We start from the raw sequence: 19,799 nt of genomic DNA on the forward strand, positions 1-19,799 counted from the left end.
GGAGGAAACGTACGATGGCGGAATTCCGTCTGACCACCTTGTGGTGCATCGAGGCGCCGGTGCAGCCGGTATGGGACGCGATCCACGATGCGATGAACTGGCCGAGGTGGTGGAAGAACGTCGAAGCGGTACGCGAGTTGCGGGCGGGCGAGACCGACGGGCTCGGTGCCGTGCATCGTTACACGTGGAAAGGCGTGCTGCCTTATCGCGTGATCATCGACGTGCGTGTCACGCGCGTCGCGCCGCTCATCGCCCTCGAGGGCGAGGCCAGCGGCGCGCTGGAGGGCGTGGGGCGCTGGCAGTTCGCGGCCGACGGCGGCCGCACGGTGGTGCGCTACGATTGGCACGTCAGGACGGCCAGTGCGTGGATGAGCGCGGTCGCACTCGCGCCCCTCGCGCGGCTGGTATTCCGCTGGAATCACGATTCGATCATGCGCGAAGGCGGCCTGGCGCTTGCGCGCCTGCTCGATGCACGGTTGGTCGACTGCAGCGGCAAACCGCGATAAGTGCAACAATCGAATTCGTCAGTGCGCTTGCACACGCTTTCTGCAAGATTTCTGCGAGACGGAGGTGTTATGAACAGTCCCCACCGCTTACTTGTCGTGCATGGGAGGCAACATGACTGAGATCGAGAAGGAGCCCGTCGTCGCCGTGCTGAACAAGATCCTCGAATCCGAGCTGGCGGGCGTTGTGCGCTACACGCACTATTCGTTCCTGGTGTTCGGCTTCGGCCGCATTCCGATCGTCTCGTGGCTGCGGCAGCAGGCGGACGAGTCGCTCCTGCATGCGCAGCAGGCTGGCGAATGGATCACGACGCTCGGCGCGTATCCGTCGCTCGCCATCGGTCCGCTGCTCGATTCCCATACCTTCGATATCGGGGCCATCCTGCGCGAATCGCTCGAGGCCGAACAGATCGCGCTCGGCCTTTACCGCGAGCTGCTTTCGCTCGTGGCAGACCGCTCGGTTGCGCTCGAGGAGTACGCGCGCCAGATGATCCAGGTCGAGGAGCTGCACGCGGGCGAGGTCGACAAGATGCTGCGCCGTCCGGGCACGACCGCGACGTCGCCGCAGCAGGACATGGGGCCCGCCTGACTGGCGCTGCGTTTGGTTCGACATGATGCTGATGCTCGCCAACGTATCGAAGCACTATGACGGCACCACGCCGCGCAACGTGCTGCGCGGCGTGAATCTCGAGCTGCGCTCGGGTGAATGCGTCGCAATCATGGGCGAATCGGGCGCCGGAAAATCGACGCTGCTCAATCTCGCGGCCGGGCTCGACCGACCGGACGCGGGACAGATCGTCTTCGACGGACACGACCTCGGCACACTCGACGACGACGCGGCCACCCTGCAGCGCCGCCAGAAGATGGGCTTCGTGTTCCAGGCGTTCCATGTGCTGCCGAACCTCTCGGCGGCGCAGAACATCGCGCTGCCGCTGCTCCTGAACGGCATGCGGGCGAAAGACGTGCCGGTGCGCGTGTCGTCCGTGCTGCAGGCCGTCGGGCTCGGCGGGCGCGAGCGCGCGCTGCCGCGCGAATTGTCGGGCGGCGAGTTGCAGCGAGTGGCGATCGCGCGCGCGCTCGTGCATCAGCCGCGTCTCGTGCTGGCCGACGAGCCCACCGGCAATCTCGATCACGACACGGCGATGCGCATTCTCGCGCTGCTGCGCGAACTGGCGCAGAAGAACGGCGCGGGCGTGCTGCTCGCGACGCACTCGACCGCCGTGGCGGCTGCCGCCGACCGCGTGCTGCGGCTCACGCCCGCCGGGCTCGAGCCGTACGCGCCCGGCGCCGGCGGCGCGTAGGCGATGCGCTGGTTCGGCGCCGTGGGGTCATCGCGCGACGCTGCTGCATCGCGTTGCCCGGGCGATCGCATGCCCGCTGGCGGCGTCGGCGCGGCGCTCATCGCCGGTGAAATGCGCGCGCATCCGCTGCGCACGCTGATCGGCATTCTCGCGATCGCGGCGGGCGTCGCGATGGGCTACGCCGTGCAGTTGATCAATCGCGCGGCGCTCAACGAGCTGTCGGCCACCGTCAACTCGCTGATGGGCAACGCCGATATCGAATTGCGCGGCCCGCGCGCGGGCTTCGATGAAGCGCTCTACCCGCGCATTGCCCGCTTGCCCGAGGTTGCCGCGGCCAGCCCGGTGGTCGAGGTCGACGCGCGCGTGGCGGGGCGCGACGAGTCGTTGAAGCTGCTCGGCGTCGATGTGTTTCGCGCAGGGTATGTCACGCCGAATCTCGTCGGACGCGTGGAGCGGGCCGATCGCACGAATGGCGCGAGCGGCACGCATGGCGCGAACGGCGCGAAAGCCGCCACGCTCGATCTGCTCGACCCCGACACTGTATTTCTCTCGCCGGCCGCGCTGAGCTGGCTCGCGCTCAAGCCTGGCGATTCGCTCACGGTGCAGGTCGGGCTCGCTTCGGTCGCGCTGCGTGTCGCGGGCGTGTTGCCCGCATCGGGTGATGCGGTGCGCGTCGGCGTGATGGACATCGGCGCCGCGCAATGGCGCTTGCAGCGGCTCGGCACGCTCGAGCGCATCGACATCAAGCTCATGCCTGGCGTCGATGCCGAAGTGTTCGCGCATTCGCTCGCGTCGCGCCTGCCCGCGGGTGTCGCCGCCGTCACGCCGGGCGACAACGCCCAGCGCACCTCGATGCTCTCGCGTGCGTATCGCGCGAATCTCAACGTGCTCGCGCTCGTTGCGCTGTTCACGGGGGCGTTCCTCGTCTTCACGATGCAGGCGCTCGCCGTACTGCGGCGCCGCGCGCAGTTTGCGCTGTTGCGCGCAATCGGCGTGACGCAGCGTGGCGTGCTGTGGCTCGTCGTCTCCGAGGGCGCGATTCTCGGCGTGCTCGGCGCGGCGGCGGGCCTCGCCATCGGCTTCGCGCTCGCGGCCGCCGTGCTGCGCTATGCGGGCGGCGATCTGGGCGGGGGCTATTTCGAAGGGGTGCAGCCGCGCGTGCATTTCGATGCGATGCCCGCGGCGATATTCTTTGCGCTGGGGATGGCCGCGTCGGTGCTCGGCAGTCTCGCGCCGGCGCTCGAAGCCGCGAAGGCGCGACCCGCGCGGGCGCTGAAGGCGGGCGACGAGGAAGCGCCGGCCGCCCGGCTGCGTACGAAGCGCACGGTCACGGCGGCGCTGCTCGCGATCGCGGCCGGGGTCGTCACCGCGCTATTGCCGCCCGTGGCCGGCTTGCCAGTGTTCGGCTATGTTTCCATCGCGCTGTTGTTGTTGGGCGGCGTGCTGGCGATGCCGGCGCTCGCGCGCGCCGTATTCGCCGTGCTGCCGCGCTCGAATCATGCCTTGCCGCAGCTCGTGCTGGCGCAGCTCGCCAATGCCCCCGGCCGCGCGACGATTGGACTCGCGGGCATCGTCACGAGCTTCAGCCTGATGACGGCGATGGCGATCATGGTGTCGAGCTTTCGCGTAGCGGTCGACGACTGGCTGCAGTTGCTGCTGCCCGCGCCGCTCTATCTGCGCGCTTCGCCGGGCGGCGATAGCGCGTTTCTTTCGCCTGGCGATCAGGCGGTCATCGCCGCCACGCCCGGCATCGCGCGCGCCGAGTTTCTGCGCGCGACGCAAATCTCGCTCGACGCTCGCCTGCCGCCCGTGAGCCTGCTCGCGCGGCCCATCGATGCGCGTAACCCCGCCGCGCGCCTGCCGCTGACGACGGCGCCCCGTGTGCCTCAAGCCGGCGAGCCGCCGCCGGTGTGGATCAGCGAGGCGGCTGCCGATCTGTACGGGATGCACACGGGCCAGCGCATCACGCTGCCGCTGGCGGGCCAGCGCTTGCCGTTCACGGTGGCCGGCATCTGGCGCGACTATGCACGCCAGTTCGGCGCCATCGTGATCGACGCGAGCGACTATCGACGGCTGACTCGCGACACACGCGTGAGCGATGCCGCCTTGTGGCTCGACGCGGGCGTGGCGCCGGCGCAAGCGATGGCACGCTTGCGCGAGAGCGTGCACGGCGGGCAGCGTCTCGAGTTCGCGCAGCCCGGCGAGATCCGCGCGGCGAGCCTGCGGATCTTCGACCGCAGCTTCGCCGTGACGTATCTGCTGGAAGCGGTGGCGGTGATCATCGGTCTGTTCGGCGTCGGCGCGAGCTTCGGGTCGCAGGCGCTTGCCCGCACGCGCGAGTTCGGCATGCTGCGGCATATCGGCGTGACGCGCCGCCAGATCGCGCTCATGCTCGCGATGGAGGGCGCGCTCGTTGCGCTGCTCGGCGTGCTTGCCGGCTTGACGCTGGGCCTGAGTCTCGCGATGGTGCTCGTGCATGTCGTCAACCCGCAGTCGTTTCACTGGACGATGAGCGTGCATATGCCGTGGGGACTGCTGGCCGCGCTGGCTTCTGCAGTCGTCGTGGCCGCCGCGCTCACGGCGCTCCTGAGTTCGCGCGCCGCGATGTCGGTCGATGCAGTGCGCGCCGTGCGCGACGACTGGTGACGCGATGAGACGGCGCATGTTCCTCTTATCGCCGCTCGCCGCGCTGTCGCCAGGCGCTGCGTGGGCGCGCATGCCGGACTATCCCGCGGTGACGAGCGGACAGCCGCTCGTGTTCCCGCGCGACTATGGCGCGCATTCGAGCTATCGCACCGAATGGTGGTACGTGACCGGCTGGCTGCAAACGGATTCTGACGCGGCCACGGCTACCGATGCATCGCTGGGCTTCGAAGCGACCTTCTTCCGCTCGCGCCCCGCGCTCGACGATGCGAACCCGAGCCGCTTCGCGCCGAATCAACTGCTGTTCGCCAACGTGGCGCTCAGCGATCCGCATGCGGGCAGCCTGCAGCACGACCAGCGCATTGCGCGCCGCGGCTTTGGTCTTGCCGATGCGAGCGAGACGGATACGGCCGTACACATCGACGACTGGTCGCTCGAGCGCATCGCGGACGGCCGCTACCGCCTGAACATCGCCACGCCTGGCTTTGCGTTCGCCTTCACCTTGGCGCCGACGCAGCCGGTGCTCGTCAACGGCGCGGGCGGGTACAGCCGCAAAGGCCCGCTGCCGGACGAAGCGAGCTACTACTACAGCGTACCGTGGCTGCAAGTCGACGGTGTGCTCAAGCGCGGCGATGATTCGAACAGGAACGCCGCGCACGTGCGAGGGCAGGCGTGGCTCGATCACGAATGGTCGTCGGCGCCGCTCGCGGATGGCGCGGTCGGCTGGGACTGGATCGGCATCAACTTCGATGACGGCGGCGCACTGATGGCCTTGCAGATCCGCGACAAGGCCGGCGGCAAGTTCTGGGCAGGCGGCACGCTGCGCGCCGCCGATGGAATCACACATACGCTCACGCCCGATAGCATTCGCTTCACGCCGCTGCGCCAGTGGCGTTCGCCGCATACCGGCGCGCGGTATCCGGTGGCGATGCGCGTCGATGCGCAGGACGTGCATCTGACGCTGGTGCCGCTCATGGACGATCAGGAGTTCGACAGCCGCGCGAGCACCGGCGCGGTGTACTGGGAGGGCGCGGTGACGGCGTTTGCCGCGGACGCGGCGAGCACGGGCAAGGCAAACACCGCTGCGAAACCCACAGAAAAACCGCTAGGACGCGGCTATCTCGAACTCACAGGCTATGTTCAGCGGCTCCAGCTTTAGCGCGATCAACCCAGCTCGAACGACGTCACCCCGAACACGCGATCGATCGCAATCGCGGGCGCGTTTTTCGTGTACATCCGCGCGGTTTCGAACACGCTCGTCATACCGTGCCGTTCCGCCAGCGCGACGGCCGCAGGGTTCGTTTCCGGTACGTCGAGCACCATGACCTCGCCCGGCATGCTCGCCGCCAGCGCGCGCAAGAGGCCCGTGGCAACGTCCGCATCGTTGGCGAAGAGCGGGCCGATCTTGCAGCCCGCCTCGCAGCGCCGCACGACGCCATAGCCGTCGACGCGGCCCGCGTCGACGGTAGCGAGCGCGACGGCATCCGACTGCGCGATCCAGGCGCGGAGGAAACGCTCGCGCGCCGCGGGAAAACAGGCGCGATCGTAGGCAAGCAACTGCTCGAACGGCACGTCCGCGGCTGGCCCCGCACACGCGCACCCGATGCCGCTCACGCGCCCCTGATAGCGGATGTTGCGGTACGCGAGCCGGAATCCGGACTTGCCGTAGTTCGCCTGTTGGGCGACGACGCCGTCGAGACCAATGTTACGGTCTCCCAGGTAACGCATGCCGTGCTGCCAGATTCGCATGCCGAAGCCCTTGCCGCGAAATCCGGGTTTCACGATGTAGAGACCGATGAAGCCAAAGCGGTCGTCGTAGGCAATCGCGCACAGGCACGCGACCGGCTCGCCGCGCCAGAGGCCGACGAAGAAACCGTCCGGGTCCGCTTCACGGAAGCAGCGCGGGTCGTGCCACCCGGGGTTCCAGCCCTCTGCGGCTGCCCATTCTACCGACAGGGCCACCTCGTCGGCCGACATGGTGCGTACGATGAAGTCGCCAGATTGATCCATGAAATTCATCCAATGCGCAAGGTCGTGTCGATGCGCGTGCCGCGTTTGATGAAGAGTGTGACTGGCGTTTTTTCGCAGATTTCGGCCAGGCGCGCGCGCCGCGCTTCCTCGAGCGGTCCGCCGACTGCAACGCCGCGGCGGATGTACTGGGTTCCGTCGTGATCCGCATGCAGGCTGACCTCGACGGCGATCGCGGCGGCTGGCCAGGTCTTGCGCTGCATGTACATGCGCAGCGTGGCGGCCGTGCACGCTGCGAGCCCGGAGAGCACGAACGCGAATGGCGCGGGGCCGCGGTCCTGGCCGCCCTCGTGCGGGCCTTCGTCGCCGGTCAGCGGGTGGCGGCCAGCCTCGATGGCGACGACGTAGTTGGGCGCGTCGGCGGCAAGGCTGGCAGTGGCGGTGGCGAGCGGCATGGGTGTAACTCCTCGGGGTGGTGGGGTCTCGCGTGCGATCAGTTTAACGAACGCGGCTGAACCGTCAGTCGAACTGCGCGACGATCGCCTTTGCCCGCTCGACTATGGGGCGATCGACCAGCTTGCCGTCTACGGCGATCGCGCCCGCGCCGCTCTTTGCCACGGCGTCGAGCACGCGCCGTGCCCACGCACAGTCGGCTTCGGTTGGCAAAAAGCCGCGGTTGACCGCTTCCACCTGGCGCGGATGGATGCAGAGCTTTGCGCCCATGCCAAACATTCGGGCGTGGCGCACGTCTTCCTCGAGTGCCGATTCGCTGCCAAGGTCGAGCGTCACACCGTCCACCGGGGCGGGCAGTCTTGCATGGCGGGACTCGATCACCAGTTGCGTGCGCACCGGATCCAACGCCGCGCGGTCGTCGCCCATGCCGGCGTCGGCGCAAAAGTCGAATGAGCCGAACGCGAGGCGCGTAAGCCCGGCCACCGCCGCAATCTCGCGCAACCGCACGACGGCATCGACCGTTTCGATCAGCGCGTAGAGCGCCTGTGATTCGCGCAATGCGGCGCGAATGTGGGCGAGGTCGCTGGCGCGCTCGGCCTTCGGCAACATGATGCCAGCCACGCCTGGCAACGCCGCGAGGCGCAAGTCGTCGTCATGCCAGGGCGTTTGCACGCCGTTCACGCGCACCAGCACGCGAGCATCGACGCCATGCCGTTCGAGCCAGTCGTGCAGCGTGTCTCGCGCCAGCGCTTTCGCCTCGGGCAGCACCGCGTCTTCGAGATCGAAAATCACGCGGCCGGCGCCGCTCGCGAGTGCCTTGTCGAATCGCTCGGCACGCTCGCCGGGCACGAAGAGATAGCTGCTTGCCGCTTTCATTGTGTGTCCTCTGCGCGGGCGCGCTCGTCCGTGAAGATCGTCCGCGCAACGGACGCGCCTTCAGGTCGCGCGCCAGTCGCGCTGAAATGTTTCCAGATAACTGAAGCGCTCGGACGGGTGGATGCTGATCGCCGCTTCCACGACTTCGTCGCGCCGGTTCAGATAGCGCCGGCAAATCCATAGGGCCGGCGAACGGGCCTGCGTGTTGAGCAGACGCGCCTGGTCGGCCGTGACGAGCGTTGCGCGGATTTCCTGCTGTACCGCCGCAATCTGTTCGCCAAACTGCTGCTCGATCAGCGCGTAGATCGGCGTATGGGCATGCCCCTCGACTTCCACCGCGCGAAACGCGGGGTGAATGTAAATGTCGCTGACGCAGATCGGATCGGTCTCGTTTTCGCTTCTGCGCACGCCTTCGAGATGCAGCCAGATCTCGCCGTGACTCGCACGCAGCACCTTTGCGAGCGCGTCGTCCACCTCGACGAGATCGCTATGGAGCAGCGTCAATTCCGTGTCGGCCGTGTACTGGTGCAGGTCGTTCAGTTGGCGCATGACCTGCTGATAGCCGCTCACTGCCTCGCGAGCGAGCACGCGCGTGCCCACGCCCGGCTGCCGGTCGACGAGCCCCATCTGCACGAGTCGGCGCACGGCTTCGCGTACGGTGTGCCGGCTCGCGCCGAACTGCTCGCAGAGGTCGAATTCCGTGGGCAAAAATGCGCCCACGGTGTAGCGTCCGCTGCGGATCTCGTTGATGAGCGTCTGCGCCAGTTGTAGATAACGCGGCTGCTGATTCAGCAAGGGTGTCATACGGTGAACCGGCCGGGCCGGAGGCAAGAGCAATCCTGTCATTGCACCACAGCTTGCCGGCGTAGCCAAGCGATCGTGTCGTCCTCGAAACCGGCCTCGCGCAGTACCTCATCGGTGTGCTCGCCCATGCGCGGCGCGGCGCGCGTGGGCAAATCTTCGTCGATACGCACCGGCGAAGCCACGCCCTTGATCGGCCCGTGTTGGGGGTGCTCGAATGCCACCACGCGCGCCTGCTCGGCCACGAACGGGTTCTCGAGCGCCTGCGCCACGTCGTACACGGGCGCGGCCGGCACCTTGCCCGCGAAGCGCTCCATCCACGTTGACGTGTCGGCGCTCATGAGCACGTCGTCCAGTTCGCGGCGCACGCGGTTGCGATGCTTCAGGCGCGCCGCGTAGTTGCACAGCTCCGGGTCGTCGATCCATTCTGGCTTGCCCACCACGTTTGCGAGCACGCCCCAGAACTTCTCCTTGTTGCACATGAGGAAAATCCAGCCGTCACGCGTGCGGTAGAGCTCGCTGGGTGTGAGCGACGGGTGGCTCGAACGCGGCTCCCGCTTCGTCATATGGCCGCCGTTGAGATACCAGGTCGCCACATAGGCGAGGTTGTGCAGCGCGACGTCAAAGAGGCTCACGTCCACGTCGCGGCCGCGCCCGCTCTGGCGCGCCTCGACGATGCCCGCGAGCAGTGCCATCGCCGCCGTGGTGCCCGTCATCAGGTCGATGATCGAGAGGCCGAAACGCGCAGGCGGGCCGTCGGGCTCGCCGGTCAGCGAGAGATAGCCCGCTTCGGCCTGCATCAGATAATCGTAGCCCGGCCACGCCTTGCGCGACCCGGTGCGCCCATATGCGGAGAGATGTGCGCAGACGATGGCGGGATTGGCGCGCGAAAGGGCGGCGTAATCGAGCCCGAGGCTGGCGGGCAGATCGCCGCGCAGGTTGTCGAACACGGCGTCGGCCTTTTCCACCAGCTTGAGCAATATTTCCTTGCCCTCGCGGCTTTTGAGGTCCAGCGCCATGCTGCGCTTGTTGCGATTGAACGCCTCATAAAAATGGCTGTCGCCGGGGCCGAAATAGTGCGGGCCAACCGCACGGCCGACGTCGCCCCCGTCTTTCGCGTTTTCGATCTTGATCACGTCCGCGCCGAGATCGGCGAGATGCTGGGTGGCGAACGGCCCCGCGCCGTACTGCTCGACGGCAATGATGCGGAGTCCAGAAAGTGGCAGGCTCATACCGGGCTCCTTTCGATCAGCTGTTTGGCGATGATGATGCGCTGTAGTTCGTTCGTACCTTCTCCGATCACGAGCAATGGCGCGTCGCGATACAGGCGCTCGATATCGAATTCCTTCGAATAGCCGTACGCGCCGTGTATGCGCATCGCCTCCGTGCTGTTCTCCACGCCCGCTTCCGTAGCGAAATACTTCGCCATGCCGGCTTCCATGTCGCAGCGCTCGCCGCGATCGTAAGCCTGTGCCGCCGCATCGACGAGCAGGCGCGCCGCGTGAACACGTGTGGCCATTTCACCGAGCTTCAGTTGAATCGCCTGATGCTCGCAGATCGGTTTGCCGAACGTCTTGCGCATCTGGCTGTACGCCACCGAAGCATCGAGCGCGGCGACCGCGATGCCAAGGCCACGCGCGGCTACGTTGATGCGTCCCAGTTCGAGGCCGCCAAGTATTTGCTGCAGACCGCGGCCTGGCGCGCCACCGATCAAGCGATCGGCCGGCACGCGGTAGCCGTCGAAATTGAGTTCACAAGTGTCGATGCCCTTGTAGCCGAGTTTTTCGAGCTTGCGGCTCACTTCGAAGCCCGGTCCTTTCTCGGCGATCAGCAGGCTCATGCCTTTGTGCCGGGGCTGCGCGGCCAGGTCGGTTTTCACGAGCAGCACGAGGCAATTGCCATAGAGGCTGTTGGTGATCCACGTCTTCGCGCCATTCACCACGTAGTGGTCGCCTTCGAGCCTGGCGGTCGTGCGGATCGCCTGCAAGTCGGTACCACAATCGGGCTCGGTGAGGCCAATGCCGCCGCGCAACTCGCCCGTGGCGAAACGCGGCAGGAACTGCGCCTTTTGCTCTTGCGTGCCGTTGCGCTGCACCGTCATCGCCATGATCAGATGCGAATTGACGATCCCGCTCAGCGACATCCACACCGCCGACATGCGCTCCACGATGCGCGCATAGGTTCGCGCAGAGAGACCGAGGCCGCCGTACGCGGGATCGATCAGGCATCCAAACAAGCCCATTTCCTTCATTTGCTCGACGATCTCGGCCGGATATTCGTCGGCCTTTTCGAGCGCGTGCACATAGGGCTTCACCTCGGTCTTCAGGAAACGGTCCAGCATGTCGAGGATCAGCGTGTCGTCTTCGCCCTGATCCAGCACGTTGTCTTCCACTTGAGACATATCACTTCTCCGAACTACGAATTGATCTGGTTTGCGCTGTGTTTTAAACCGCCTCGCCAAGCACTGCGTGCCAGGCGCCGGGCGGCAACGTGTCGAGCGCGAGCACGGTTTCGCGAATCTTCTCCACGCGAGCGCCGGGCAGCGCGCGGCACGCATTCGCACGATACTTCGCGACGATCTCCTCGTTGCTGAGCGGCCGGCCGGCGCTGCCGCGGTGAACGGCCTCACGGTGCGAGAGCGTTTCGCCGCTCGTCAGCTCGAGGCATACCTCGCCGGTGTAGTGGCGCGGAAACGTGCTGTCGGGATCGATTTCGTATTCGACCTTGGCCGCGAGCGCCAGCACGGCATCGTCGCGCAGTGCCGAGGGTTCCAGTTCGTCGAGCGTGAAGCGCCCCTTCACCAGGGCGCTCGCTGTGACGTAAGGCACGCTGAATTGCGCGTCGTACGCGTTGGCCGGACGGCGCTTGTTCGCCACTGGCTCGCACACCACCTTCACGACGCCCTCGGGCACCTTCACGCGAATGCGTCCAATTCTGTCGATCAGTTCGGTCAGCCGATAACCGCGCTCCTGCCATTCATGATGCAGCGCGGACCCTGCGTCGGCGAATGCGTGCGTGAAATGGCAGGCCGGAACGGGCTTGATGGCGACCTCCTCGATTTCCCACTTCTCGCCGAGCCCAGCGGTGGCGAGTGACAGATCGGCGTTGCCGCGCTGCTCGCCTAGATAGCTGGAAAAGAGGCCGAAGCGCCCCTCATAAGGCGCCGATGCGCCGACATACCCGCGCGACGCGAGTGCGGCCGCCGTAAACGCTGACTGCGCCGCCCAGCCCGGATGCATACGCTTGGTCCATGCGCCGTCCTGGAGGAATTCGAGGCTGCCGCTCGCCATGGAAAGCGCGATGCCTTGCGCCATCTGGGCCTGCTGGCGCGTAAGGCCTAGCAAACGCGCCGCCGCCAGTGCGCATCCGAAGATGCCGACCACGCCAGTCGGATGAAAACCGACCTGATGGAAGCCGCTTTGCGCTACTGAGCCGATACGCGTCGCGGCCTCCATGCCCGCGATATAGGCGGCGAGCGTTTGCGCGCCGTCGAGCGGCCGTCCATCCGTCACGCCGAATACGCAGGGCAGAAGGCTCGCAGTGGCGTGTATCACCCCACGCGAATGAGTATCGTCAAAATCGAGGCCGTGCGCCAGCACGCCGTTCATCACCATGGCGTCGCGCGCCGTGAGGGCGCGGCCATGGCCGATCACCGTCGCGTCACCCTTGCCGAGCACCGAGAGGCCGTCCATCGTGACGCGCGCGAAATCGGTGGCGTGCGCGGCATACGCAAGACCGATCGCGTCGAGCAGCAAGTGCTTGGCCCGCTCGCGCACGGCTTTGGGCACCGCCTCGAGCTTCAGCTCGAGCGCGAACTTCGCAAGCTGGCCCGAAATGCCGCCCGCCACTGTGTCCGTTTTCTGATCGTCTTCGCGTAGAACCTGTGGGCTCATGTCATCTCCTGTGTCTGCGCCGGCCGCCTTCGTGCCGCCGGCTGGTGAGTTCAGCGGTCAGCGTGTGCCGCGGCTGCCATGCCCGTGACGTCCTCTTCGACCACCGTGCCGATTTCTTCGAGCGACTGGCCGCTCGTCTCCACACGCAGCACCAGCAGTGCGACGATCAGGAGACTCAGGATGCCGATCACCATGGCGAGTACGCCCGAAACGCCGAAGTTCTGGAACAGCGCGACTGCCGCGTAGGGTGTGCTCATCGAAGCGGCGCGGCCGCATACGCCCGCGAAACCCGTGCCGCGCAGGCGGAACGCCGTTGGGAACAACTCGGGGATATAGCCGTAGAGGCCTAGCGTGACGAAGGTGTAGATCGACGTGACGAGCGCGAAGCCCGTGACCGAGATCGCAACTGGATCACGCATCTGCGGATAAATAAAGCCGAGAACGATGGTCGCGAGCGAGAACACGATCAGCCCGCGTTGCCGGCCAAGACGATCTCCGAGCAGGTAGCCGACCAACGCACCGCCCGGCGCGCCGAACGCCATGAGCGTGACGAAGCCGAGCGATTGCACGACTGTCAGGCCCTGCTTGACGAAGAACGTGGGCAGCCAGGCAACGAAGCCATACACCGAAACGTTGACCGCCACGCACACCAGTGCCGCAACCAGCGTGCGGCCCACCACCGGGCGCGAGAACAGGACCGAAAGCGGCAACTGGCGCGGCGTGACGGGCTGCATGCCGAGCACGGGTGGCAGCTTGCCGGTTTCGCGTTCCACTTGCGCTTCGATTTCAGCGAGTGTGGCTTCGGCTTCGGCCGTGCGTCCCACCGATTCGAGCCAGCGCGGCGACTCCGGCATGCGTTTGCGCATGATCCAGATGACGAGCGCGCCCGCGCCTGCGATGGCGAACATCCAGCGCCAGCCGAGGTGCGGAATCACCAGATAGCCCACGCTTGTGGCGATCAGCAGCCCGGAGTTGATCACGAGGCCCATGAGGGATATCCAGCGGCCGCGAAACGCTGGCGGCACGAATTCGCACAGCGTGCCCGCGGCAACGACGAGTTCGGCGCCGAGTCCGAGGCCCATCAGGAATCGCAGTACGATCAGCGTTTCGATGTTCGGCGCAAAGCACGCGAACAGCGACGCAACGCCGAATACGGCGAGATTGATCTGATACGATGCGCGCCGGCCGAAGCGGTCGCCCACCCACCCGGCGAGCGCCGAACCGATGAGCATGCCAAAGAATGTCGCCGAAATGAACGCGGCGTTGGTCGCGAGCGTAGAAAAACCCGACTTCACCATGGCGGCAAGCACACCCGCCGCAAGATAGACGTCAAAGGCGTCGAGCACGGCGCCGCCGCTGATCAGCCCGAGAATTCTCCAGTGAAAGCGCGCGAGCGGCAGCCGGTCTAGCCGGGCGCCTGCGTTGACGGACGAAGCGTTCATGCGATTGTCTCCTGAACGATGCGGCATCTGCCAGTCTGGGCCGGCGTGATGCGATGCCAAATGGCACTACACGATTAGTTATCCTGTATGTTGCTTCACTGCCGAATTGACTTCCAATATGCGGGACGGTTTCAGGCCACGCGTGATCGATGCGAGAGTATGGAAGGCAAATGCCAGTCGGTGTTGCGCTGCAACTGATGCGCGAGACGCAGCAACACATCCTCGCTCCACGCCCGCCCAATGAGTTGCACGCCAACCGGCATCCCGTTTTCACTCTTGCCCGCAGGCACGCTCATGCCGGGCAAGCCCAGATAGTTGATGCCGCGCGTCCAGTACGAAAAATTGCCGAAGCGCCGCTCGATTTCACTGGCGTCACCTTCGAGAGTCTCTTCGATGGTGGGCACCGCGTAGGGGAGGGCGGGCAACAACAAGGCTTGCGCACCGCCGAGATAGCGCTCGACGAACTGCGCCATAAGGGGTGCACGTAAGCGCAGCGCATCGACATAGCGCGTGGCCGGATACAGCAGACCGCGTTCGAGGCGGCGCAGCACCTGCTCGCCATAGTCGCCGCGGCGCTCGCGCAGCCATTTGGCCTGAATGGACGTGGCCTCCGCGCCGAGCACCAGCGTCGCTAGCGCGCCCGTTTCGCGCAGGTCCGGCAAGTCGACCTTGCGGATCGTTGCGCCGCATGACGCGAACGCATCGGCCATGCGCAAGACAGCCGCACGCACCTCTCCCGAAACGGGAGCGTCGTCGTCGAATGCGGGTACGGCGATGATGTCGTCGGGCGTCAGTGGCCGCTCGATCGCGCCTTCGAAATCGCGCCTCCCGGTCGCAAGGCAATGCGGATCGAGCGAATCGGCCCCCCAGATTGCTTGCAGCATGGAGGCAGCGTCCTGCGCCGTGCGCGCAAGGACGCCAACACAGTCCAGACTCGGCGAAAGCGGCATCACGCCTCGCGTCGAAATGGCATGTTGCGTGGGCTTGATGCCCGTGACGCCGTTCACCGCCGCCGGAATGCGTACCGAGCCGCCCGTATCGGAGCCCAACGCGCCCGCCACGAGGCCGCGCGACACCGCAATGCCGCTGCCGCTGGACGAACCGCCGCTCACATGCGCGTCGGACCATGCATTGCGGCCGTGGCCCAGGTGCGCGTTGAAGCCGGTGGGGCTCATCGCGAACTCGGCCATATGCAAGGCGCCGAGGTCGGTTGCGCCTGCCGCGTCCAGGCGTTGGAGCACGGTAGCCGTATAGGAGGCACGATGCCCCGCCAGGATGCGGCTGCCGCACTCGCTCAGCTCTCCCGCACGGAAGAACATGTCCTTATGCGCAAGCGGCGCGCCGTTCAACCGGCCTGCCTGCAGGCCTTCTTCGCGTTGCGTGTCGACGGCGCGCGCTTGCGCCAATGCGGCCGCCTCGCGCAGCCGGACAAAGCCTCCACGCTCACCCGCTTGCGCCGCTTCGCGCAGCGCGTGCGCCGTGCGCTGCTCGCAGGTTTGCGTCGGAAGCGGGAATACCTCAGCGCGCATGTCCGGGCTCCGTCTGTTGCAGCGTTTGCGCGAAGGCGTCGGCTTCGATCCAGTCGAGCAATTGCGCCGCATCGGCGACCGCCCGTACCGTAGCGTGTGCCGCCTCCACTAGCGTAGCGGCGTGGGCGACGGTGAGCGGCGCGGCGCCGAAGTGCTCCGCCCACGCTTGCGCGCCGGCGTTGAACTGCGTGAGACTTTCATTCGACATGCCAATCCCCCTGCGATCGCAGCTACCCAGTGAATTCAGTCACCGACTCCGTGCCCACGCTTCGGAATCAGTGCACTGCGCACGAAGTCCATCACCCGCACGCCGTTCTGGTTGAACGCACGCGTATGCACGGTGACGATGCCTTGGGTGGGACGGGAACGCGACTCGCGCTTCTCGAGCACTTCGGACTCCGCATAAAGCGTGTCGCCGCAAAACACGGGAGCCGTGAGATTGATTTCCTTCCAGCCGAGATTCGCAATGGCCTTGCCGCTCACGTCGTTGACCGTCATGCCGAGCACGATGGCCACAGTCAGGCCGCTATTGACGAGCAATTGGCCGAATTCGCTCTTTGCGGCATGAGCGGCGTCGCAATGCATGGGATGAAAGTTCATCGTCAGCAGCGAAAAATGAATGTTGTCGGCCTCCGTGATCGTGCGACCCGGCCGGTGCTCGTAAATGTCCCCGATTTCGAAGTCTTCCAGATAGCGCCCGTAGCTGGCGCGGATACGGCGCGTTTCGCCAATCTGCTCTCGTTTTACGTCCATTGCCTGCGTCTCCGGTTTCATCCGACTTTGTTCGGTGATTGTCACTTTGTACGGACAAAGTATCGGGCGAAGAAAAACGCCTGTCAAGGCGCAGGATTGAGGAATTCATCCAGGGTTTATGCCGGTGGAGGAACCCTTGCCAGCTCAATTTCGGGCGTTGGCCTGAACTGACTTCGGCGTCCGATGCCCCTTGCGGGGAGCGTAGCTCACTCGATCGGCTTCCACGGCCAGCCCGTCCTCATCGCAGGTGCAGGTTTCGTTCCGCCGTTCCCGTCGTCACGATCGTTCACCCGTGTCGAGGCCTGGGCTGTCTCGTCGAGCTCGAGTCCGAACCAGCTGACCTTCTGCCTGACCCAGGCGGCGTACGATGCCCAACCTTGCGGATCGTCCGCGAAGAGTTCGCGCTGCACCGTCGAGGCAAGCTCGATTCGATCGAGTTCGGTTTCCAGGAGCGCCCTTGGCCAGCTCGCGTAGGCACTTGCGGCCCGTTCAAGAAAATCTCTCGCGCGCAAGCGAGGCGACATCTGCTGCAGAAAGGGCAACGCCTGCAGGGAAGGCTCGCGCGACGCAAGGAGCGCAACGGGCGAAAAGGGTTGAGTCGCGCCGACGTTACGCATCGCTTCGAGAACATCTCCGAGGTGCAGCAACAGTTCGCGTCGGTCGAATCGGTCGTCCACAATACGTTCCAGGTCATATTCCCCGGCGGTGGCATACGGCCGCGCGCCGGGGAAAGGGTGATGAGGGTAGCAGCGGTGCGCTTCGGCAAGCCATCGGCTTGCCCGCACGAGAAGTTTACCGACTCATCGTGCACAGAACGTTTCGAGTTGTATCAGGGAACAGCGAGCCTGTCCCTCAAAGAGGTCAGGCCCCCGGCCGACGAATTCGACCGTGTGATTCCGCGCCGATCAGTGCTTGTGCACCTTCTCCAGTCCGTCGGCGGGTTGCACCGCGTGCTGACCGTCTTTCTCGCTTTCGACCTCGTAATACGGGTCGTCCTTCGACGCGGCGACAGTGTGACCTTCCAGTTCCGTATCCCTGATGATCCGGCGGACGACCGTGCCTGTCGCCATGCCCTCCGGGGTGTTCCACGTGACGCGATCGCCTGTTTTGAGTCGATGGGACATGATTGTGCGCTCCGGTGGTTGAATCCCCCTCCGGAGTCGCATTCTTCGTTCCTGCGGCTGGGTTATTCGTGCGATACGGCGGTGTCCCCGCGTCGCTCATAGACCAGCGCCGCTGCCGCCAGGTCTTCGAGCGCCGTGCCCACTGCCTTGAACACGGTGCGTTCCGTGTCGTTGGTGCGGCCCGGCGCCTGCCCCCGGCACAGCGCTTCCAGCGTCGGCCAACGTTGCGGATCGGTGACGACGTGCCGCTGCAGTGGACCCAGCAGATCGCCGGATTTCTGGAACGCTTCCGCTGTATCGACAAACAGCGTCGCGTTCATGAAGCACGCGTCGTCGGCTTCGCGCATCGCGGGCGTAAAGCTGCCGATGAGGTCGAGATGCGAGCCCGGCGCGAGCCATTCGCCACGCACGACCGGCTCGGTGGCGAGCGTCGCACTGGTGACGACATCGGCGCGCGCCACGCTTTCCGGCAGATTGTCGACGACGCGCGCATGGAAGCCGAGTCCGTTCAGACGTGCGACGAGACGTTCCGATGCGGCGGGAACGGCATCCCAGACATCGACTTCGCGAATCGGTAGCACGGCGCGATACGCTTGCGGCACGAGACTGCCCACGCGGCCCGCGCCGAGCAGCGTCATGCGCGATGCCGTCTTGCGCGCGAGATAGCTCGCCGCCAGCGCCGACGCCGCGGCCGTGCGGCGCGACGTGATTTCGTTGCCGTCGAGTTGCGCAAGCGGCGCGCCGGTACGGGCGTCGTAAAGCACATAGGTCGAATGCAGGCCCGGCAGGCCGCGCGCTGCATTGCCGGGAAACACGTTGACGGTCTTGATGCCGAGATAACGCCCGTCCTGCCACGCAGGCATGATGAGCACGGTGCCTTCGTCGCTCGCAGTCGCGATCTTGTGGTTATGGCGAAGCGGTACATGACAGCCTTCGATGAACATTTCGCGCAATGCGTCGATCAGTTCGGGAAAGGGCAGCGCCTCACGTGTGACAGTCGAATCCAGAATCTTCATGTGCGGATTTTCCATGTGATGTCCTTCAGGGCATGACGGGCGCGTGGTAGGTCAGGGTCGGCGCGAGCGCCCACAGCATGAACACCACGAGCGGGATATGCACGATGAGCTGCGTGAACGTGAAGCCGACCACGTCCTTCGCGCGCAGTCCAAGCACGCCGAGGAGCGGCAGCATCCAGAACGGGTTGATGAGGTTGGGCAACGCCTCGGCCGCGTTGTAGACCTGCACGGCCCAGCCGAGATGCACTTGCAGGGACTTCGCCGCTTCGATCACGTAGGGCGCTTCGATGATCCACTTGCCGCCGCCAGACGGCACGAAGAAGCCGAGGATCGCGGAGTACACACCCATCACGGCGGGAAACGAAGCTTGCGACGAGATCGCGACAAAGAAGTGCGCGAGATGCTCCGACAAAGGCAGGCCGCCGGGCGCCGCAGCTTTGGTGAGGATGTATGCGATGCCGCCGTAGAGCGGAAACTGGATCAGCACGCCTGCTGTCGACGGCACGGACTTCGCGACCGCGTTCAGGAAGCGGCGCGGACGCCAGTTGAGCAGCATGCCGAGCAGGATGAAGACGAAGTTGTAGGTGTTGAGGTTCGAGATCGCGAGCAGCGGGTTCTTCGTCGTGAACTCATGGCCGATCCACACGATGCCGAGCAGCACGATCAGGATCGTCACGAGCGGGCTGTATTCGAGCCATTCGCCGGGGCGTGCGGGCTTCTCCACGTTTATGTCGATGTCGTCGAGCGATACGCCAAGATCCTGCGCCGTGCGCGCACGCTCGCCGACCGGCGCGGCCAGACCCGCGATCGCGAGTGACACGATGGTGAGCGCCGCGACGATCAACATCGACTGCGGCAGGAAGATCGTTTCGGAGAATGGGATCACGCCGGTGATCGCGAGCAGTGTTTTTGGCAGGCTGTCGGCGTTCGCCTGTAACTGCGCGGCCGCCGAGCTGAGGCCGAGCGCCCAGGTCGCGCCCATGCCGAGATAGGCCGCCGCACCCGCTGCGCGATAGTCCATGCGCAGGTCGGCGCGGCGGGCGAGCGCGCGCACCAGCAGGCCGCTGAACACGAGGCTGATCGCCCAGTTGAACAGCGACGTGGCGATGCTCACGAACGCGACGAACATCACCGCGCCGCGCGCGGTCCGCGGCAGGTGCGCGAGCCGCGCGATCATCTTCGACGCGGGCGGCGACACGGCGACCACGTAGCCCGAGATCGCGACGACGGCCATCTGCATCGTGAAGGGGATGAGGCTCCAGAAGCCGTCGCCGAACGCGATGCCCACGCGCTGCAGCGGCGCGCCGATCGCCAGTGCGCCCAGCGCGACGACGACCACGGCGATCGCCGCGAAAATATACGCATCGGGAAACCAGCGTTCGGCCCAGCGGGTAACGCATGCGGCCGTGCGTTCCATCGTGTTGCCCGCGCCCGGACCGGACGGTAGCGGCTTTGCCTGTGTGACCTGTTCCATGATGCTGTTTCTCCTCGAGCGTG

General features: G+C 65.9%; 20 protein-coding genes. 5 read left to right on the top strand and 15 right to left on the bottom strand.

Going from position 1 to position 19,799, the window contains the following annotated elements:
* Nucleotides 1-14: 14 nt before the first annotated feature.
* The 5 genes from AB4Y42_RS17625 to AB4Y42_RS17645 all read left to right on the top strand — a co-directional run bounded on the left by AB4Y42_RS17625 (nucleotide 15) and on the right by AB4Y42_RS17645 (nucleotide 5,606).
* Nucleotides 15-506 carry an SRPBCC family protein gene (locus AB4Y42_RS17625; RefSeq protein WP_368687905.1) on the top strand — a complete coding sequence of 164 codons (492 nt, stop codon included), beginning with the start codon at nucleotides 15-17 and terminating at the stop codon, nucleotides 504-506.
* 112 nt (nucleotides 507-618) lie between these two features.
* Nucleotides 619-1,092: a bacterioferritin gene (locus AB4Y42_RS17630; RefSeq protein ID WP_368687904.1), complete on the top strand. Its 474-nt coding sequence runs from the start codon at nucleotides 619-621 to the stop codon at nucleotides 1,090-1,092.
* Nucleotides 1,093-1,117: 25 nt separating this feature from the next.
* Nucleotides 1,118-1,804: an ABC transporter ATP-binding protein gene (locus tag AB4Y42_RS17635; protein WP_368694951.1), complete on the top strand. Its 687-nt coding sequence runs from the start codon at nucleotides 1,118-1,120 to the stop codon at nucleotides 1,802-1,804.
* 69 nt (nucleotides 1,805-1,873) lie between these two features.
* Entirely contained in the window at nucleotides 1,874-4,450 is a 2,577-nt protein-coding gene (locus tag AB4Y42_RS17640) for an FtsX-like permease family protein (RefSeq protein ID WP_368694858.1), read from the top strand.
* A 16-nt stretch (nucleotides 4,451-4,466) separates the two neighbouring features.
* Nucleotides 4,467-5,606, top strand: coding sequence for a lipocalin-like domain-containing protein (locus AB4Y42_RS17645; protein ID WP_368694859.1), 1,140 nt, complete (start codon nucleotides 4,467-4,469; stop codon nucleotides 5,604-5,606).
* A gap of 5 nt (nucleotides 5,607-5,611) precedes the next feature.
* Here AB4Y42_RS17645 and AB4Y42_RS17650 read toward each other — a convergent pair whose 3' ends face one another.
* The 15 genes from AB4Y42_RS17650 to AB4Y42_RS17720 all read right to left on the bottom strand — a co-directional run bounded on the left by AB4Y42_RS17650 (nucleotide 5,612) and on the right by AB4Y42_RS17720 (nucleotide 19,776).
* Nucleotides 5,612-6,457 (bottom strand): GNAT family N-acetyltransferase, encoded by an 846-nt coding sequence (locus AB4Y42_RS17650; protein ID WP_368694860.1) that lies wholly within the window; start codon nucleotides 6,455-6,457, stop codon nucleotides 5,612-5,614.
* Nucleotides 6,458-6,462: 5 nt separating this feature from the next.
* On the bottom strand, nucleotides 6,463-6,870 hold the full coding sequence (locus AB4Y42_RS17655) for an OsmC family protein (RefSeq protein WP_368687900.1): 408 nt from the start codon (nucleotides 6,868-6,870) through the stop codon (nucleotides 6,463-6,465).
* 64 nt (nucleotides 6,871-6,934) lie between these two features.
* On the bottom strand, nucleotides 6,935-7,744 hold the full coding sequence (locus AB4Y42_RS17660; RefSeq protein WP_368687899.1) for a CoA ester lyase: 810 nt from the start codon (nucleotides 7,742-7,744) through the stop codon (nucleotides 6,935-6,937).
* 60 nt (nucleotides 7,745-7,804) lie between these two features.
* Nucleotides 7,805-8,548 carry a GntR family transcriptional regulator gene (locus AB4Y42_RS17665; protein ID WP_368687898.1) on the bottom strand — a complete coding sequence of 248 codons (744 nt, stop codon included), beginning with the start codon at nucleotides 8,546-8,548 and terminating at the stop codon, nucleotides 7,805-7,807.
* 38 nt (nucleotides 8,549-8,586) lie between these two features.
* Nucleotides 8,587-9,777, bottom strand: coding sequence for a CaiB/BaiF CoA transferase family protein (locus tag AB4Y42_RS17670; protein ID WP_368694861.1), 1,191 nt, complete (start codon nucleotides 9,775-9,777; stop codon nucleotides 8,587-8,589).
* Complete coding sequence (locus AB4Y42_RS17675) at nucleotides 9,774-10,946, bottom strand: acyl-CoA dehydrogenase family protein (RefSeq protein WP_368687896.1); 1,173 nt, start codon at nucleotides 10,944-10,946, stop codon at nucleotides 9,774-9,776. Before AB4Y42_RS17675 ends, AB4Y42_RS17670 begins: the two co-directional genes overlap by 4 nt.
* 43 nt (nucleotides 10,947-10,989) lie before the next feature.
* Entirely contained in the window at nucleotides 10,990-12,438 is a 1,449-nt protein-coding gene (locus tag AB4Y42_RS17680; RefSeq protein WP_368694862.1) for an MmgE/PrpD family protein, read from the bottom strand.
* A 50-nt stretch (nucleotides 12,439-12,488) separates the two neighbouring features.
* Complete coding sequence (locus AB4Y42_RS17685; protein WP_368694863.1) at nucleotides 12,489-13,880, bottom strand: MFS transporter; 1,392 nt, start codon at nucleotides 13,878-13,880, stop codon at nucleotides 12,489-12,491.
* Between the two features lie 131 nt (nucleotides 13,881-14,011).
* A complete protein-coding gene (locus AB4Y42_RS17690) occupies nucleotides 14,012-15,409 on the bottom strand; it encodes an amidase (protein ID WP_368694864.1) in 1,398 nt (465 codons plus the stop codon).
* Complete coding sequence (locus tag AB4Y42_RS17695) at nucleotides 15,399-15,617, bottom strand: hypothetical protein (protein WP_368687892.1); 219 nt, start codon at nucleotides 15,615-15,617, stop codon at nucleotides 15,399-15,401. The genes AB4Y42_RS17690 and AB4Y42_RS17695 overlap by 11 nt, the downstream gene beginning before the upstream one ends.
* Nucleotides 15,618-15,652: 35 nt before the next feature.
* Nucleotides 15,653-16,162 (bottom strand): MaoC family dehydratase, encoded by a 510-nt coding sequence (locus AB4Y42_RS17700; RefSeq protein WP_368687891.1) that lies wholly within the window; start codon nucleotides 16,160-16,162, stop codon nucleotides 15,653-15,655.
* A 206-nt stretch (nucleotides 16,163-16,368) separates the two neighbouring features.
* Entirely contained in the window at nucleotides 16,369-16,839 is a 471-nt protein-coding gene (locus AB4Y42_RS17705; RefSeq protein ID WP_368687890.1) for a hypothetical protein, read from the bottom strand.
* Between the two features lie 228 nt (nucleotides 16,840-17,067).
* The gene (locus AB4Y42_RS17710; RefSeq protein ID WP_342921677.1) at nucleotides 17,068-17,286 is read right to left on the bottom strand and encodes a DUF2945 domain-containing protein; all 219 of its coding nucleotides are present in this window, start codon (nucleotides 17,284-17,286) and stop codon (nucleotides 17,068-17,070) included.
* A 62-nt stretch (nucleotides 17,287-17,348) separates the two neighbouring features.
* Nucleotides 17,349-18,302: an ornithine cyclodeaminase family protein gene (locus AB4Y42_RS17715; protein ID WP_368688087.1), complete on the bottom strand. Its 954-nt coding sequence runs from the start codon at nucleotides 18,300-18,302 to the stop codon at nucleotides 17,349-17,351.
* Between the two features lie 25 nt (nucleotides 18,303-18,327).
* Nucleotides 18,328-19,776 (bottom strand): short-chain fatty acid transporter, encoded by a 1,449-nt coding sequence (locus tag AB4Y42_RS17720; RefSeq protein ID WP_368694865.1) that lies wholly within the window; start codon nucleotides 19,774-19,776, stop codon nucleotides 18,328-18,330.
* Nucleotides 19,777-19,799: the final 23 nt, after the last annotated feature.

Origin of the sequence: Paraburkholderia sp. EG286B (assembly GCF_040965655.1) — a bacterium.
Taxonomy (GTDB): domain Bacteria; phylum Pseudomonadota; class Gammaproteobacteria; order Burkholderiales; family Burkholderiaceae; genus Paraburkholderia.

Excerpts from the sequence above, each read along its gene's own strand:
- AB4Y42_RS17660 (WP_368687899.1), bottom strand. The coding sequence starts at position 7,744 with ATGAAAGCGGCAAGCAGCTATCTCTTCGTGCCCGGCGAGCGTGCCGAG.
- AB4Y42_RS17690 (WP_368694864.1), bottom strand. The coding sequence starts at position 15,409 with ATGCGCGCTGAGGTATTCCCGCTTCCGACGCAAACCTGCGAGCAGCGC.
- AB4Y42_RS17630 (WP_368687904.1), top strand. The coding sequence starts at position 619 with ATGACTGAGATCGAGAAGGAGCCCGTCGTCGCCGTGCTGAACAAGATC.
- AB4Y42_RS17700 (WP_368687891.1), bottom strand. The coding sequence starts at position 16,162 with ATGGACGTAAAACGAGAGCAGATTGGCGAAACGCGCCGTATCCGCGCC.
- AB4Y42_RS17695 (WP_368687892.1), bottom strand. The coding sequence starts at position 15,617 with ATGTCGAATGAAAGTCTCACGCAGTTCAACGCCGGCGCGCAAGCGTGG.
- AB4Y42_RS17655 (WP_368687900.1), bottom strand. The coding sequence starts at position 6,870 with ATGCCGCTCGCCACCGCCACTGCCAGCCTTGCCGCCGACGCGCCCAAC.
- AB4Y42_RS17710 (WP_342921677.1), bottom strand. The coding sequence starts at position 17,286 with ATGTCCCATCGACTCAAAACAGGCGATCGCGTCACGTGGAACACCCCG.
- AB4Y42_RS17670 (WP_368694861.1), bottom strand. The coding sequence starts at position 9,777 with ATGAGCCTGCCACTTTCTGGACTCCGCATCATTGCCGTCGAGCAGTAC.
- AB4Y42_RS17715 (WP_368688087.1), bottom strand. The coding sequence starts at position 18,302 with ATGAAGATTCTGGATTCGACTGTCACACGTGAGGCGCTGCCCTTTCCC.
- AB4Y42_RS17640 (WP_368694858.1), top strand. The coding sequence starts at position 1,874 with ATGCCCGCTGGCGGCGTCGGCGCGGCGCTCATCGCCGGTGAAATGCGC.
- AB4Y42_RS17665 (WP_368687898.1), bottom strand. The coding sequence starts at position 8,548 with ATGACACCCTTGCTGAATCAGCAGCCGCGTTATCTACAACTGGCGCAG.
- AB4Y42_RS17720 (WP_368694865.1), bottom strand. The coding sequence starts at position 19,776 with ATGGAACAGGTCACACAGGCAAAGCCGCTACCGTCCGGTCCGGGCGCG.
- AB4Y42_RS17650 (WP_368694860.1), bottom strand. The coding sequence starts at position 6,457 with ATGGATCAATCTGGCGACTTCATCGTACGCACCATGTCGGCCGACGAG.
- AB4Y42_RS17680 (WP_368694862.1), bottom strand. The coding sequence starts at position 12,438 with ATGAGCCCACAGGTTCTACGCGAAGACGATCAGAAAACGGACACAGTG.
- AB4Y42_RS17685 (WP_368694863.1), bottom strand. The coding sequence starts at position 13,880 with ATGAACGCTTCGTCCGTCAACGCAGGCGCCCGGCTAGACCGGCTGCCG.
- AB4Y42_RS17625 (WP_368687905.1), top strand. The coding sequence starts at position 15 with ATGGCGGAATTCCGTCTGACCACCTTGTGGTGCATCGAGGCGCCGGTG.
- AB4Y42_RS17635 (WP_368694951.1), top strand. The coding sequence starts at position 1,118 with ATGCTGATGCTCGCCAACGTATCGAAGCACTATGACGGCACCACGCCG.
- AB4Y42_RS17675 (WP_368687896.1), bottom strand. The coding sequence starts at position 10,946 with ATGTCTCAAGTGGAAGACAACGTGCTGGATCAGGGCGAAGACGACACG.
- AB4Y42_RS17645 (WP_368694859.1), top strand. The coding sequence starts at position 4,467 with ATGTTCCTCTTATCGCCGCTCGCCGCGCTGTCGCCAGGCGCTGCGTGG.